This is a genomic window from Aggregatibacter valvarum (assembly GCF_980468985.1).
Genome location: NZ_OZ413141.1, coordinates 587,652 through 601,902 on the forward strand (window position 1 = coordinate 587,652; position 14,251 = coordinate 601,902).

General features: G+C 39.8%; 15 protein-coding genes, 1 rRNA gene and 1 pseudogene. 4 read left to right on the plus strand and 13 right to left on the minus strand.

The annotated features are described in order from the left end of the window. Window positions 1–14: 14 nt before the first annotated feature. The 7 genes from rdgB to zevA all read right to left on the minus strand — a co-directional run bounded on the left by rdgB (window position 15) and on the right by zevA (window position 4,341). A complete protein-coding gene (rdgB, locus tag AC30SF_RS02770) occupies window positions 15–614 on the minus strand; it encodes an RdgB/HAM1 family non-canonical purine NTP pyrophosphatase (RefSeq protein ID WP_489607494.1) in 600 nt (199 codons plus the stop codon). 121 nt (window positions 615–735) lie between these two features. Continuing rightward, window positions 736–1,065 (minus strand): ComEA family DNA-binding protein, encoded by a 330-nt coding sequence (locus AC30SF_RS02775; RefSeq protein ID WP_489607495.1) that lies wholly within the window; start codon window positions 1,063–1,065, stop codon window positions 736–738. 247 nt (window positions 1,066–1,312) lie between these two features. Further along, window positions 1,313–1,609 carry a YciI family protein gene (locus tag AC30SF_RS02780; RefSeq protein WP_209362972.1) on the minus strand — a complete coding sequence of 99 codons (297 nt, stop codon included), beginning with the start codon at window positions 1,607–1,609 and terminating at the stop codon, window positions 1,313–1,315. 19 nt (window positions 1,610–1,628) lie between these two features. Beyond that, entirely contained in the window at window positions 1,629–2,090 is a 462-nt protein-coding gene (gene yciA / locus AC30SF_RS02785) for an acyl-CoA thioester hydrolase YciA (protein WP_489607496.1), read from the minus strand. A gap of 3 nt (window positions 2,091–2,093) precedes the next feature. After that, window positions 2,094–2,645 (minus strand): septation protein A, encoded by a 552-nt coding sequence (locus AC30SF_RS02790; protein ID WP_489607497.1) that lies wholly within the window; start codon window positions 2,643–2,645, stop codon window positions 2,094–2,096. Window positions 2,646–2,652: 7 nt separating this feature from the next. Next, the gene (locus tag AC30SF_RS02795; RefSeq protein WP_489607498.1) at window positions 2,653–3,411 is read right to left on the minus strand and encodes a beta-methylgalactoside transporter; all 759 of its coding nucleotides are present in this window, start codon (window positions 3,409–3,411) and stop codon (window positions 2,653–2,655) included. A gap of 297 nt (window positions 3,412–3,708) precedes the next feature. Then, window positions 3,709–4,341: a zinc transporter binding subunit ZevA gene (gene zevA, locus AC30SF_RS02800; RefSeq protein ID WP_489607499.1), complete on the minus strand. Its 633-nt coding sequence runs from the start codon at window positions 4,339–4,341 to the stop codon at window positions 3,709–3,711. A 635-nt stretch (window positions 4,342–4,976) separates the two neighbouring features. Here zevA and AC30SF_RS02805 point away from each other — a divergent pair. From AC30SF_RS02805 to ettA, 3 genes and pseudogenes are all read left to right on the plus strand, one after another. Then, window positions 4,977–5,291, plus strand: a complete 315-nt coding sequence (locus AC30SF_RS02805; RefSeq protein ID WP_489607500.1) for a hypothetical protein — start codon at window positions 4,977–4,979, stop codon at window positions 5,289–5,291. A gap of 1,658 nt (window positions 5,292–6,949) precedes the next feature. Continuing rightward, a pseudogene (locus AC30SF_RS02810) lies at window positions 6,950–7,357 on the plus strand (YadA C-terminal domain-containing protein); the annotation flags it as partial. A gap of 666 nt (window positions 7,358–8,023) precedes the next feature. Further along, entirely contained in the window at window positions 8,024–9,694 is a 1,671-nt protein-coding gene (gene ettA, locus AC30SF_RS02815) for an energy-dependent translational throttle protein EttA (RefSeq protein WP_489607501.1), read from the plus strand. A 166-nt stretch (window positions 9,695–9,860) separates the two neighbouring features. Here the strand turns inward: ettA and rplT are convergent, their stop codons facing one another. From rplT to grpE, 6 genes are all read right to left on the minus strand, one after another. Then, window positions 9,861–10,214, minus strand: a complete 354-nt coding sequence (gene rplT, locus AC30SF_RS02820) for a 50S ribosomal protein L20 (protein WP_005596075.1) — start codon at window positions 10,212–10,214, stop codon at window positions 9,861–9,863. A 54-nt stretch (window positions 10,215–10,268) separates the two neighbouring features. Then, complete coding sequence (gene rpmI / locus AC30SF_RS02825; RefSeq protein ID WP_005542274.1) at window positions 10,269–10,466, minus strand: 50S ribosomal protein L35; 198 nt, start codon at window positions 10,464–10,466, stop codon at window positions 10,269–10,271. Between the two features lie 207 nt (window positions 10,467–10,673). Beyond that, window positions 10,674–11,222, minus strand: a complete 549-nt coding sequence (gene infC / locus AC30SF_RS02830; protein ID WP_446053820.1) for a translation initiation factor IF-3 — start codon at window positions 11,220–11,222, stop codon at window positions 10,674–10,676. Between the two features lie 236 nt (window positions 11,223–11,458). After that, entirely contained in the window at window positions 11,459–12,091 is a 633-nt protein-coding gene (locus AC30SF_RS02835) for a TfoX/Sxy family DNA transformation protein (protein WP_489608304.1), read from the minus strand. Window positions 12,092–12,297: 206 nt separating this feature from the next. After that, window positions 12,298–12,413 (minus strand): 5S ribosomal RNA (gene rrf / locus AC30SF_RS02840). A gap of 194 nt (window positions 12,414–12,607) precedes the next feature. Beyond that, the gene (gene grpE / locus AC30SF_RS02845; protein WP_314401727.1) at window positions 12,608–13,186 is read right to left on the minus strand and encodes a nucleotide exchange factor GrpE; all 579 of its coding nucleotides are present in this window, start codon (window positions 13,184–13,186) and stop codon (window positions 12,608–12,610) included. A gap of 127 nt (window positions 13,187–13,313) precedes the next feature. Here grpE and AC30SF_RS02850 point away from each other — a divergent pair, with 127 nt between their 5' ends. Then, window positions 13,314–14,231 (plus strand): NAD(+) kinase, encoded by a 918-nt coding sequence (locus tag AC30SF_RS02850; protein ID WP_489607502.1) that lies wholly within the window; start codon window positions 13,314–13,316, stop codon window positions 14,229–14,231. The last annotated feature ends 20 nt before the right edge of the window (window positions 14,232–14,251 follow it).

Sequence of the window (14,251 nt, forward strand, 5' to 3'; positions counted from 1 at the left end):
AAACTGACCGCACTTTATGCGCCTAATTGCGCTTTAAGCGCGCTTAATGCACGGGCTCGGTGGGAAATTTTCTTTTTCTCGGCGGTTTCCAGTTCGGCAAAGGTGCAACCTGTCTCCGGGCTGAAAAAGAGCGAGTCATAACCAAAGCCATTGTCACCTTTTTCTTCAAAAGTAATGACACCGTGACATGCGCCTTGCGCAATAATCGGAGATGGATCGGTTGGGTGTTGTAATAAGACTATGGTGCTAACAAATTGCGCACTACGTTGTTCGGTGGGCACATTTGCCAATTCTGCTAATAATTTTTCACGATTTTTTGCATCAGCCTGTTCACCATCTACCCCGGCATAACGTGCGGAATATAAACCCGGCGCGCCGTTTAACGCGTCAACCACTAATCCGGAATCGTCGGCAATCGCCGGTAAACTGGATTTTTCCGCCGCATAACGGGCTTTTAAAATGGCGTTTTCCACGAAGGTAAGACCGGTTTCTTCCGGGCTGTCGATGCCTAAGTCGGTTTGAGCGATAACCTCAAAACCGAAATCGGCTAACACATCCGCCATTTCTCTGACTTTACCCTGATTGCCGGTGGCTAAAACAATTTTTTGTTTCATGTTGTTCTCTTACTTATTTTGTTAAGTTTGGTTGAAAAATGCTTCGTATTATAACGCACCCAATAAAAAAGACGAGGCGCATTGCCTCGTCTTACATAAAAACAATGTTAGAGGAGAGAGATTAAAGTGCGATGCGCTCGCGATTTTTTTCAAGCGTGGCTTTGCCGATGCCTTGCACTTCCAATAATTGCTCGACAGCACTAAACGCACCGTGTTTTTCACGGTATTGTACGACCGCTTCCGCTTTTTTCGCGCCAATACCCACAAGCGTTTTTTGAATTTCCGCAGCAGTGGCTGTGTTGATGTTGACTTTCTGGTCAACAGCGGCCGTTGCGGCGGGTTGCTCTGTTTGTGCTGTAGGTTCTGCCGCCTTTTCTGTTGCCATGGCAGTGCCGGTAAACACCGTTCCTAACACGAACAGAGAAGCCAAAAGATGTTTCATTACTTTCATAGTGATTCCTTTTCAGACTAAAGTTAAATACACGTTGAATTAATCAACGGGCGTACTTTGCCGAAAATCGAAAAAATGCACGAGAAAACGACCGCACTTTTGGGATCTCAATCGCAAAATCAAGGAAAAACGAGTTAGGTTTTAAAGCATTTCGATCGGGAAGGGTGGAAATAGGGGAGAGTAGAAATAATGAACAGGGATTTCAGGCAAATCAGTGGATTGGTGATTTGCCTGATAGTTGGGAAGATCAAAATACTTTTTTAAACGGCTTAATGATGACATCACCATACACGCCGGCTTCGACATAAGGATCTTGAGCTGCCCAGTCTTTGGCGGCTTGCAAGCTCTCAAACTGGGCAATGACGGTCGAACCGGTGAAACCGGCCTCACCCGGATTTTCATCATCAATTGCCGGGTTTGGGCCTGCGGTTAATAAACGATCTTCGGCTTGGAGTTGTTTCAAACGAGCAAGGTGTTGTTCACGCACTGCCAAGCGTTGAGCCAACGTGTTCGGTTTGTCTTGAGCAAAAATAACGTAGTACATTTTGAGTCCTCTTGTTAGTTTATGGCGTTTTCATGTGTGCCAAAGCGGCATCTAATTCGTGATTATTTTCGCGTGGAATAGCACGAGGTTTACCTTCCTGATCGACAGCAACAAACGTAAATTGTGCTTCTGTCACGCAATAGCGTTCACCAATAGGTTCGCTTGCCACTTTTTTAACCCACACTTCCACTTTGATTTTAATTGAGCTACGTCCAACGTGTAAACATTGTCCATAGCAACAAACGACATCTCCAACAGAAACCGGCTGAATGAAATTCATGCTTTCAACGGCAACAGTCACAACGCGTCCGTGAGCGATTTCTTTTGCTAAGATTGCGCCGCCAATGTCCATTTGAGACATAATCCAACCACCAAAAATATCGCCGTTAGCGTTAGTATTAGAAGGCATTGCTAAGGTTCTGAGCAGAAGGGTGCCGTGAGATTGTTGTCCGGTTTTGCTATCAATTAATTGAGCTGACATCGATTATTCCTTATTTTTTTCTTGTTGTGTTTGAGGTAAATAGCGATAAATATAAAGACCTGTAATGATCGTGGCGACAAACGTCATGCCGATAATGCCGAAGGACTTGAAATCGACCCAAATGTCGTCCGATAAATATCGGCTGATATAAATGTTAAGTAACATACATAAAATAAAAAAGCCGCTCCATCCTAAGTTGAGGTTCTTCCACACCGGCTCAGGTAAGGTAATTTCTTTACCAAGAAGTTGTTTAATCAACAGTTTTTTAAAACCCAATTGAGCGACAAGTAAAACCAATGCAAAGAGCGCATAAATAATCGTCACTTTCCATTTCAAAAACTCAAGATCGTTAAAATAAGCGGTGAGTGTACCGAAAAAAATAACCGCACCTGCCATGAACTTTTGTTGCGTTTCAATTTTGCCGTATTTCACTTTTAAAATAATGAATTGCACGATAGTCGCGATCACCAAGGTGATTGCCGCTTCACGAATTCCAACTAATTTATAGACGGCAAAAAAGAGAATTAAGGGAATAAATTCAAGTAATTGTTTCATATTGATGTTATGCCTTTGATATAAATAACGTATAAAAACGGTATGTGACAACCAATGCAAATACATTGATTAGCGCAACCAGGATACCGCTAATGAGTGCCGTGATGGCATTGCTTGAGAAGGCAGTGAGAAAATTTTCCACGAATGGGATCAGCACATAAATCAGCAAGCAGAAGATCAATAATACAGACACACGCCCCATCGCAGCACGCCATGTGATTTTAGCGGAATGGCTTATGCTGTCGTTTGTTAGCAAATAATGTACCGGCGCTAAGCAAAGACGAATATAGAGCCCAATGCCGATAACTATCGCAAATAATGAAATAATGGAAGGCTGTACTTTTTGCTGAATAGCAATCATGGCTTCTGTTAGCCCAATAAGGATCGGGATAAAAATCAAGAAACTCAGCAAAATAGCGCCCAAAATCCGTTTTAATGTTGAGGAGAAACTCTGCCAAATCGTGTGGAATCGGCGCAGGCTAATTTGATGAATGCTAACTAAACACCATGCACTGATAAAAATATAAATAAGCTGTTTAAGAAAAAAGAATGTCACCAAATCGATGCCTTGTTCTTCTGATATCGTGGAGGCAATTTGATTGTTTGATAAAGACATAACAATTTCATTGGGCAACATGACAAACTGTAGCCATACCATGATAATGTCGACAAAAAAGTAGAGCATAGATAAGAGAAGGATATTTCGCTTTTCATTTTGCATGAAATGAAAGCTGTCTTTAATAATTTGGGTAAAGTTTATTGGCATTTCATTGACTTCATTAAGCGTGAAAGAAAAAGAGCCTAATTATACTGACCTTTCCGGATAAAAACAGATCCTATTTTAATACTCCGATGTGTAAATCCGAGATTTCTGCGCATGGATTCGTGCATCAAGATGCAAGCTGTGCGAGGAATGAACCAACTAGAGGAGAGCGGAGAGTAGGGGGAATCACGCAAATTTTACGTTGATTTATCGATAGCCAATTTCATCAAGCTGAGATTCCCCGTTAAAATTGGGCGTCAATTAGGTTATGTTTGATTTTCCATCCTTAATGACAAGAAACTAGCGGCAAATTAACCGCACTTTTTGCGCAAACTGTGCGCCAAGGGTGTCATCTTCGTTGCGTTGAGACTGATCTAACGAGGAGGCGTAAGCTTTAAGTTTTTCATTGATATTAGGCTCCAACACTTCGCCATGACAATTTTCCGGTAATTGAGAAAAATCGACGGCCGAATGAAAAGGCTTATCGTAATACATGGAAACATAATAAGTCGGATCGTAAGTACTTAATGTAAATTCGTTATCCTGCAAAAGCTGCGGTTTTGACAACATAAAATCAAAATAATACAACACCTGCGCTCCACTGCTCTTCATGCCGTAATTTTGTGGTTTCGCGCTGTATTTTACTTTATTGCCTTGTTTATCAAATAAATAGCTAAAGTAATGCTCATTGACCACATTGCTGATAACCTCATCAATCAATTTCTGCAATGCTTTCTTGTCACTTTTTGCTTGTTTTACATCATATAACACAGCGGCCGAACTGGGTTCATCCAAAATCCATTGCATTGAAAAACCAACTAATTGTTGTTTATCCACCAACACCTTCGTTTTCATGTTAATAAAGGCATGGGGGTGGGCAAGTGCGTGTTGTCCTAGCAAACAGCCTAGTAAATATAAAAAAAGTTTTTTCATAGTATATTCACTCATGAAATAGCTTGACGTTTATTTTGATACCTGAGTTTATAATCCAGGTACACAGAACAAGCGAGGATTAAGTATGAGTATTTTACATGACTAGGGGGAGGAAACCATAGTACTTCTGTTTTACAGTGAAAATAGTTAGTTGAAATAGCTGATATTAGCTTGAAGTTTGGTAGCTACTTTTTAGAACAACAAGGAATGTCTAGTACTTTACATGTTATTAAATCAATGAGATTTTATTTTAAACTGTAACAGGAATGAATAAAAACAGCATATTAGTTAATCGAGATGTCTCTTTGAAGTGACAAGGCGTAGGGTTATACCAAAACCGTGCTTGATTGATAAAATAAATTTACAACTTCAGACAACCGACTTTATTTGGTGAAAAGTGATTTATGTATATATGTATAGAAGTTACTTTAGGTAATTATTACCCTTGAATGACCTATTAAGGAAATAGGTTAAATCTATTTGAATAATGTATAGAAATTAATAATTTTTATACCATTTAGCAATTACTTATGGTATAAAGTCAGGCTGAAGGGGATAGCTAAAGAATTGGCACTTTTCTCTTTTTACATAAAGCCCCCTTTCTCTCTCTAGGTTTTTACATAAAGGATTAATCGATGAATACCCAATTATTAAAACGTACAGCAGTTGCTTTGTTTATTACCGGTGTTATATCCAGTAGTGCATTTGCAACAGATCCCCTTATTGCAGCTCTTGCAAAGACAAGCCAGCAATTAAAGGATGATGTTTCAGACCTTAAACAATCACACAATGACTTAGCCAATCATGTTACCTCAGAAATTAATCGTGTGACTGAGTATGTCAATAACATGTCTGATGACATTGACGCCAACACCGCTGAGATTGAAAAAATCAAAGAAAACCACAATGGCTTGTGGCAGATCATGTTACTTCAGAAATTAATCGTGTAACTGAGTATGTCAATAACATGTCTGATGACATTGATGCCCACGCAGCTGACATTGAAAAAATCAAAGAAAACCACAATGGCTTGGCAGATCATGTTACTTCAGAAATTAATCGTGTGACTGAGTATGTCAATAATATGTCTGATGACATTGATGCCCACGCAGCTGACATTGAAAAAATTAAAGAAAACCACAATGACTTAGCCAATCATGTTACCTCAGAAATTAGTCGTGTGACTGAGTATGTCAATAACATGTCTGATGACATTGATGCCCACGCAGCTGACATTGAAAAAATCAAAGAAAACCACAATGGCTTGGCCGATCACGTGACATCAGAAATTAATCGTGTGACCGACTATGTCAATAATATGTCTGATGACATTGATGCCAACACCGCTGAAATTGAAAAAATCAAAGAAAACCACAATGGCTTGGCCGATCACGTGACATCAGAAATTAATCGTGTGACCGACTATGTCAATAACATGTCTGATGATATTGATACCAATACAGCCGAGATTGAAAAAATCAAAGAAAACCATAATGGCTTGGCAGATCACGTGACTTCAGAAATTAATCGTGTGACTGAGTATGTCAATAATATGTCTGATGGCATTGATGCCCACGCAGCTGACATTGAAAAAATCAAAGAAAACCACAATGGCTTGGCCGATCACGTGACGTCAGAAATTAATCGTGTGACCGACTATGTCAATAATATGTCTGATGACATTGATGCCCACGCAGCTGACATTGAAAAAATCAAAGAAAACCACAATGGCTTGGCCGATCACGTGACATCAGAAATTAATCGTGTGACCGACTATGTCAATAATATGTCTGATGACATTGATGCCCACGCAGCTGACATTGAAAAAATCAAAGAAAACCACAATGGCTTAGCCGATCACGTGACATCAGAAATTAATCGTGTGACCGACTATGTCAATAATATGTCTGATGACATTGATGCCAACACAGCTGACATTGAAAAAATCAAAGAAAACCACAATGGCTTGGCCGATCACGTGACATCAGAAATTAATCGTGTCACCGACTATGTCAATAATATGTCTGATGGCATTGATGCCAACACAGCTGACATTGAAAAAATCAAAGAAAACCACAATGGCTTGGCTGATCACGTGACATCAGAAATTAATCGTGTGACTGAGTATGTCAATAATATGTCTGATGGCATTGATGCCAACACAGCTGACATTGAAAAAATCAAAGAAAACCACAATGGCTTGGCCGATCACGTGACATCAGAAATTAATCGTGTGACTGAGTATGTCAATAGCATGTCTGATGATATTGATACCAATACTGCTGAAATTGAAAAATTAAAGAATACATCAAGTTTCTTAGATGCTGCTAAAGTTGAAAAAAATACTCAAGACATCCGTGCTCAAAACAGCATGATTGAAACTAAAGCAAACAAAACTTATGTTGATAGTAAATTAGCAGATAAAGCTGATAAGGCAGAGTTAGCAAGCAAAGCTGACAAGACTGAGCTAGTAAGCAAAGCCGATAAGGCAGAGCTAGCAAGTAAGGCTGATAAGGCAGAGTTAGCAAACAAAGCTGACAAGACTGAGCTAGTAAGCAAAGCCGATAAGGCAGAGCTAGCAAGTAAGGCTGATAAGGCAGAGTTAGCAAGTAAAGCTGATAAAACTTCTGTGATAAAAAATGAGACTATGATTAAAGCTAATACAGCTGATATCGCTCAGTTAAAATCTATGCAACAAAAGAATATCTCTGCCTTAAAAACTAAGGTTGACCGTAACAGCGCACGTATTGATCAACTTGATAGTCGTGTAAATGATTTAGATAAAGAAGTAAAAAATGGCTTAGCATCTCAAGCCGAATTAAGCGGGTTATTCCAACCGTACAATGTAGGCAAAGTAAATATGAGTGCGGCTGTGGGTGGCTATAAATCTAAAACAGCACTAGCAGTAGGTACTGGTTATCGTTTTAATGAGAATATTGCAGCTAAGGCTGGAGTGTCATTTAGTGCGAACGGTGGCGGTGCAAGCTATAATGCTGGTATAAATTTTGAATGGTAGTCTCATTTAAAGTTTTGTTAAATATTTTTGTTATAAACTAGGTAAAGCTAAACCACTTTCAATACTTGAAAGTGGTTTTTTGTAGTCGGTATGTATGAACTAGTCTAACAGTTAGAAATTCATATCCTAAGAATGCTGTAGTTTTAAATGGATAAACCAGTAGAAAATTGGAAAAGGGAGATAATTTATCTAAAAGGGTTCTAAATCTCTTAATTAGATAGAAATTTTTATATTCCCCCTAGGCTAATCTAGAAAACTGGATATCTTATTTATAGATTAGTTACCGGCTAAATAAAACTGGTGAGAAAAATGATCAATTGATCATTTTATTGATTTATATCAAGAAATAATCTTTTCTGATTTTAATGATGACTCAATTTAATGTACTATCTTAAAAATCAAGTGATTGCTTGATATTCATAAAGTTCCTAAATAAAATAATCATAATAGCTAAACAACTTTCCTACCTCTCTTCGGAGAGGTTTTTTTTGTGCCTAAAACACGATTAAAATATGAATGGAAATTGGCACAACAGCAAACATCAAGTAGAATGAGCCACCTGAATTATGGCAATAATCTTTGTGATTTATTGTTTCTTTAGGGTCATTCCGTATGTCAAAACATCGATAAAAATGACCGCACTTTTCCCTTAACCAGAGAAAAATTATGTCAACACAATTCGTTTACACGATGCACCGAGTAGGCAAAGTGGTTCCGCCGAAACGTCATATTCTAAAAGATATTTCCCTGAGCTTTTTCCCGGGAGCCAAAATTGGTGTGCTCGGCTTAAACGGCGCAGGTAAATCCACGTTGCTTCGCATTATGGCGGGCATTGATAAAGAAATCGAAGGGGAAGCGCGTCCACAACCCGGCATTAAAATCGGTTATCTTCCGCAAGAACCCAAACTGGAACCGCAACAAACGGTGCGTGAAGCAATTGAAGAAGCCGTGGGTGAGGTTAAACGTGCGTTAACGCGTTTAGATGAAGTTTATGCCTTATATGCCGATCCTGATGCGGATTTCGACAAACTTGCTGCCGAACAAGCAGAATTAGAAGCCATCATTCAAGCACACGATGGGCATAATTTAGACAACCAATTAGAACGCGCTGCTGATGCATTACGTTTGCCGGACTGGGATGCCAAAATCGAACATTTATCCGGGGGTGAACGCCGTCGTGTGGCACTTTGCCGTTTATTGCTCGAAAAACCGGATATGTTGTTATTAGACGAACCGACCAACCACTTGGATGCAGAATCCGTAGCGTGGTTAGAGCGCTTCTTACACGACTACGAAGGCACTGTGGTGGCAATTACCCACGACCGTTACTTCTTAGATAACGTTGCCGGTTGGATTTTAGAGCTTGACCGTGGTGAAGGTATTCCTTGGGAAGGCAACTACTCTTCTTGGTTGGAACAAAAAGAAAAACGTTTGGCGCAAGAACAGGCGCAAGAATCTGCCCGCCAAAAATCCATTGAGAAAGAATTGGAGTGGGTGCGCCAAAATCCAAAAGGTCGTCAAGCAAAAAGCAAAGCGCGTATGGCGCGTTTTGAGGAACTTAATTCCGGCGAATATCAAAAACGTAACGAAACCAACGAACTCTTTATTCCACCTGGTCCACGCTTAGGCGATAAAGTCATTGAAGTGCAGCATTTAAGTAAATCCTACGGCGACCGCACTTTAATCGATGATTTGTCCTTCAGCATTCCGAAAGGTGCTATCGTTGGGATTATCGGGGCAAACGGTGCGGGTAAATCGACCTTATTCCGTATGCTTTCCGGCAAAGAACAACCGGATTCCGGTTCTATTACCTTAGGTGAAACTGTCGTGTTGGCCTCCGTCGATCAATTCCGCGATGCCATGGATGACAAGAAAACCGTGTGGGAAGAAGTGTCCAACGGACAAGATATTTTAACAATCGGTAACTTTGAAATTCCAAGCCGTGCCTATGTTGGCCGCTTCAACTTCAAAGGCGTGGATCAGCAAAAACGCGTAGGTGAACTTTCCGGTGGGGAACGCGGTCGTTTGCACCTAGCAAAATTGTTACAAGCCGGCGGCAACGTATTGTTACTGGACGAACCGACCAACGACCTTGATGTGGAAACCTTACGCGCATTGGAAAATGCTATCTTAGAATTCCCGGGCTGTGCTATGGTCATTTCCCATGACCGCTGGTTTTTAGACCGTATCGCTACACATATTTTAGACTACGGTGATGAAGGCAAGGTAACCTTCTATGAAGGCAACTTCTCTGATTATGAAGAATGGAAGAGGAAAACGTTTGGAGCTGATGCGCTTCAACCACACCGCATGAAATATAAACGCATTGCGAAGTAAGCCTTTATGGTCTAAACATAACCTCATGCTTTGTTAAGTGTGAGGTTGTGCTTTGTATCTTATTAAGCGGTACCGATGTTTTTTACGATATTGATTGATATTAGCGCACCATTAAATGAAAAAGGACGCCCTAAAGCGTCCTAATTTTTATCTAAACTTTAACGAATTAAAGTGCAGATTTTGCTTTTTCAACTAATGCAGCAAATGCCACTTTGTCGAATACGGCGATATCAGCAAGGATCTTACGGTCGATTTCAACAGACGCTTTTTTCAAACCGTTGATGAATTTGCTGTAAGATAAACCATTTTGACGAGCCGCTGCGTTGATACGTGCAATCCATAATTGACGGAATTGACGTTTACGTTGACGGCGGTCACGATATGCGTATTGACCAGCTTTGATAACTGCTTGGAAAGCAACGCGATACACGCGTGAACGTGCACCATAATAACCTTTAGCAGCCTTAAGAACTTTCTTATGGCGTGCTCTTGCAATAACACCACGTTTTACACGAGCCATTATTTAATCTCCTATGTAATATTTTAACTAAAATGAACTGACGTACGTTTGTGCTTATGCGTATGGCAAGCACGCTACGACTAAGACTAAGTCGGACTTAGCAACCATGGATTTATGGCGTAGGTGACGTTTACGTTTTGTTGTTTTCTTAGTCAAAATATGACGTAAGTGAGATTGTTTACGCTTGAAACCACCGGAAGCAGTTTTTTTGAAACGCTTAGCAGCACCGCGTACTGTTTTAATTTTAGGCATTGTTAAATAACTCCGCATTTTTAAGTTTAAACAACATAATCAGGCGAATCGTTTTAAGGCGATTACTTGTAGGCACTGATTATTTCCAATCAAGGCAATTTAAAATTGCCCTTCTCAACGTCATTAGGCTGCGTAGTGTGCCCAATGTACCGTTGTATCTTCACCGAAGTGAAAATTCCATTATTCAGATAAAATCTGAATTAAAAATTATTTTTTCTTAGGTGCCAATACCATCACGGCTTGGCGACCTTCTAATTTCCCCGGCGCAGATTCAACCACAGAAATATCGGCTAAATCATTTTTTACACGCTCCAATACATCAAAACCGATGTCTTGGTGAGCCATTTCACGACCGCGGAAACGGACAGTAATCTTGGCTTTATCGCCATCTTCCAAAAAGCGGATTAGGCTACGTAACTTAACTTGGTAGTCCCCTTCATCTGTGCCCGGACGGAATTTAATTTCCTTCACTTGCACCACTTTTTGTTTTTTCTTCTGTTCTTTAGCTGTTTTGCTCTTTTCGTAGAGGAATTTACCGTAGTTCATAATGCGACACACAGGTGGTTCCGCATTTGGACTGATTTCTACAAGATCTAAAGCTGCGGCTTCCGCCATTTCTAATGCTTGTTGAATCGCAACAACCCCAACTTGCTCGCCGTCCTGATCAATCAAGCGGACTTCTTTTACTCTAATTTCGTCATTAATGCGATTAGGGCGATTTACTGCAGGTGCTTTTTTTACGGTTTTGATAATGATATTCCTCTATTAGTTAAACTATGAAAATGCTGCTTGGCGAACCAAACAGTTCTACATTGAATCCGGTTAATTAAGCGCGCATTTTACAAAACTTTATTCTCTATAGCAAAATATTTTCTCAGAAACCTTTTGTTTGCTAAATTCCGTTCTATTAGATAGAAAAAAAGAGTTGAACACATCAACTCTTTTCTTTTCTGATACAAGCATTAGCTTATCACAATAAAACTCATTGATCGTTAGCGTTTAATTTTGCGTAAGCCATTTGCTTCAAGCAACTCATTTACTCTGACAAAGAGGGTATGTTTTTCCTTCTCTGTTAATAAATGCACATGTTTATTCTTTAATGCCGCAGCAAAACGCCAAAGCATGTCAATGTTAATAGGGATGCCAAGTTTTTTTAACCTAACATAACTATTGGTTGCACCTAATGATCTAAATTCATCCACCGTGTAGATATTAATTTTAGCCAGTAATCTTTCGTGTTTGATAGAGAGATTAGCAAGCTCCTTGATCCTTGACTTTTTAGCAAGCGCTTCAGTCAACTTTTTCGTTTGAATTTGCTTCAAAGAAAGGCTAATTAGGTGACCTAATCGTGCTTTATCTTTTTGAATAGCCAGAGGTAATTGATAATAATGATATAAGACTAAAACATCTGAGCAGTCTGGATTTCTTGAATATGCCGCAGCCCCCAAAGATTCAAGGTACTGCGCTAATTCATCCTCCGCTCTAAGATATAAACTACCATTTTGGTAGATAGCAAACATCATTTCTGAATAAAAAATTCCATATCCTGCAAAGAGATTCTTAATCTTTACGTCACCAATAATTGGTGCTAGCTCATCCTTAAGCTGTTTAGAGACAGCCGATATCATAGTAATTTCCAACGTGAGTGATATACGATTGCTGTTTAAATAAACATACCTGTAGTTTGGCTTATTACGCGAATGCAATTTTCATTGCATCAGTAATTATTTATGCCTTCCAGATAGGCTATTTACAGCGCCCTAATATTAAACTGACAGCACTACAATGCCTTTTCATAAAAGGTTGAAAGAAGTGATATCAATTTAATAAAGCTTGGCGGTGACCTACTCTCACATGGGAAATTTCCACACTACCATCGGCATTACGGCATTTCACTTCTGAGTTCGGTATAGAATCAGGTAGATCCGCTATATTATTGCCGTCAAAAATCGATTGATGATGCTTATATAGCATCATCCTTTAAACGTTAATTCATGAGCAATTGTATTATAGGTGTTTATCGAGACCTTGCAATCCCTTTTTATTCTTTGTGTTGATAGATCATCTATGTCTATCCTTAATGGGGGAAATACCCCCACAGGATAGCAGGATAAGGAAAAGGAGGAAGTGATTAGGCTAACTTACGCCGCAACCATCACCATTGCCGGGCGAATCACGCGACCGTTAAGCAAGTAACCTTTTTGCAAGACCGTGGTGATTTGGTTAGTTTCAAAGCCTTCCATCGGTTGCATAGAAATGGCTTGATGGAGATCCGGATTGAAAACCTCTCCGACAACGCCTACAGGTTCAACGCCGAAACGGGCAACCGTCGCCAATAACTCTTTTAAGGTTAGTTCTACACCGTCAAACAAAGCTTTAACGGTTTCATCTTCCGTATTTGCTGGGGTGGCTAGGGCACGTTCTAAGTTATCAATGGTGTTTAAAATGTCTTTGGCAAATTTTTCTAACGCAAATTTATGCGCTTTTTCAACATCTTGTTCTGTACGACGACGAATATTGTCGATTTCAGCACGAGTACGCAACAATAAATCTTGTTCTTTTTTTGCGGTTTCCGCTAATTGCGCTTCTAATTCTTGTACGCGTGCAATAGCTTCTTCCAAAGGATCTTCCGTGTTTTTTTGTTCTTCAACATCCACTTCTTGCGATTGAAAATCTTGTTCTAATTCTTCGTTTTTTTCTTGTTTTTGTTCGTCTGCCATAGTCATTCTCCAATTAATAAAAGTTAGGCGATTATAACAAAAAATGCCACATTTACCACTTGAGTAAAAGGCTTTCTGTTGTAATATAGTGCTCAATTCATTGAATTCAAGTTAATGTAAAAACAATATGGACACGTTAAATTCGGCAAAACCGCAAACGTTGCATACCTCGTTTCAAACCATTGCATTAGTCGGTAAACCGAGAAATGATATCAACCTACAAATGCATAAAAACCTGTTTTTTTGGTTAATTGAACGCGGTTATCAGGTGTTAGTTGAACAAGATATCGGTAAAAAAATTGAGCTTCCCCCAAAACATTTAGCTACCTTAGAAGAAATCGGCAAATCCGCCCAACTTGCCATTGTGATTGGTGGCGATGGCAATATGTTGGGGCGTGCCCGCATTTTAGCCGAATATCATATTCCGCTTATTGGCATCAACCGTGGCAATTTAGGTTTTTTAACGGATATTGACCCCAAAAACGCCTATTCCCAATTACAAGCTTGCTTGGAAAACGGCGAGTTTTTTGTAGAAGAACGCTTTCTATTAAAAGCCTGTGTGGAACGCGACAATGAAATTATTGCCAGCAGTATTGCCGTCAACGAGGCGGTGATTCACCCGGCAAAAATTGCGCATATGATTGATTTTCATGTGCATATAAATGATCAGTTTGCGTTTTCTCAACGTTCTGATGGTTTAATTATTTCAACGCCCACCGGTTCAACCGCCTATTCTCTTTCCGCCGGTGGCCCGATTTTAACCCCGCAATTAAATGCCATCGCATTGGTGCCGATGTTTCCGCACACCCTCTCTTCACGCCCGCTCGTAGTGGATGGCAACAGCAAAATTTCTATTCGCTTTGCGGAATACAACACCTCTCAATTAGAGTTAGGTTGTGACAGTCAAGTTGCCCTCCAATTCGGGCCTGATGATATTATCCACATTCAAAAATGTGACTATCCTCTCCGTTTACTGCACCTTAAAAGCTACAATTATTACAAAGTATTAAGCTCAAAATTAGGTTGGCTACGTAACTTTTCTTAAAGATTAACAAACCCTCTTTA

Bases quoted from the DNA above. Each gene is read 5' to 3' on its own strand.
- rdgB (WP_489607494.1), bottom strand. From the start codon at position 614: ATGAAACAAAAAATTGTTTTAGCCACCGGCAATCAGGGTAAAGTCAGA.
- AC30SF_RS02775 (WP_489607495.1), bottom strand. From the start codon at position 1,065: ATGAAAGTAATGAAACATCTTTTGGCTTCTCTGTTCGTGTTAGGAACG.
- AC30SF_RS02780 (WP_209362972.1), bottom strand. From the start codon at position 1,609: ATGTACTACGTTATTTTTGCTCAAGACAAACCGAACACGTTGGCTCAA.
- yciA (WP_489607496.1), bottom strand. From the start codon at position 2,090: ATGTCAGCTCAATTAATTGATAGCAAAACCGGACAACAATCTCACGGC.
- AC30SF_RS02790 (WP_489607497.1), bottom strand. From the start codon at position 2,645: ATGAAACAATTACTTGAATTTATTCCCTTAATTCTCTTTTTTGCCGTC.
- AC30SF_RS02795 (WP_489607498.1), bottom strand. From the start codon at position 3,411: ATGCCAATAAACTTTACCCAAATTATTAAAGACAGCTTTCATTTCATG.
- zevA (WP_489607499.1), bottom strand. From the start codon at position 4,341: ATGAAAAAACTTTTTTTATATTTACTAGGCTGTTTGCTAGGACAACAC.
- AC30SF_RS02805 (WP_489607500.1), top strand. From the start codon at position 4,977: ATGAATACCCAATTATTAAAACGTACAGCAGTTGCTTTGTTTATTACC.
- ettA (WP_489607501.1), top strand. From the start codon at position 8,024: ATGTCAACACAATTCGTTTACACGATGCACCGAGTAGGCAAAGTGGTT.
- rplT (WP_005596075.1), bottom strand. From the start codon at position 10,214: ATGGCTCGTGTAAAACGTGGTGTTATTGCAAGAGCACGCCATAAGAAA.
- rpmI (WP_005542274.1), bottom strand. From the start codon at position 10,466: ATGCCTAAAATTAAAACAGTACGCGGTGCTGCTAAGCGTTTCAAAAAA.
- grpE (WP_314401727.1), bottom strand. From the start codon at position 13,186: ATGGCAGACGAACAAAAACAAGAAAAAAACGAAGAATTAGAACAAGAT.
- AC30SF_RS02850 (WP_489607502.1), top strand. From the start codon at position 13,314: ATGGACACGTTAAATTCGGCAAAACCGCAAACGTTGCATACCTCGTTT.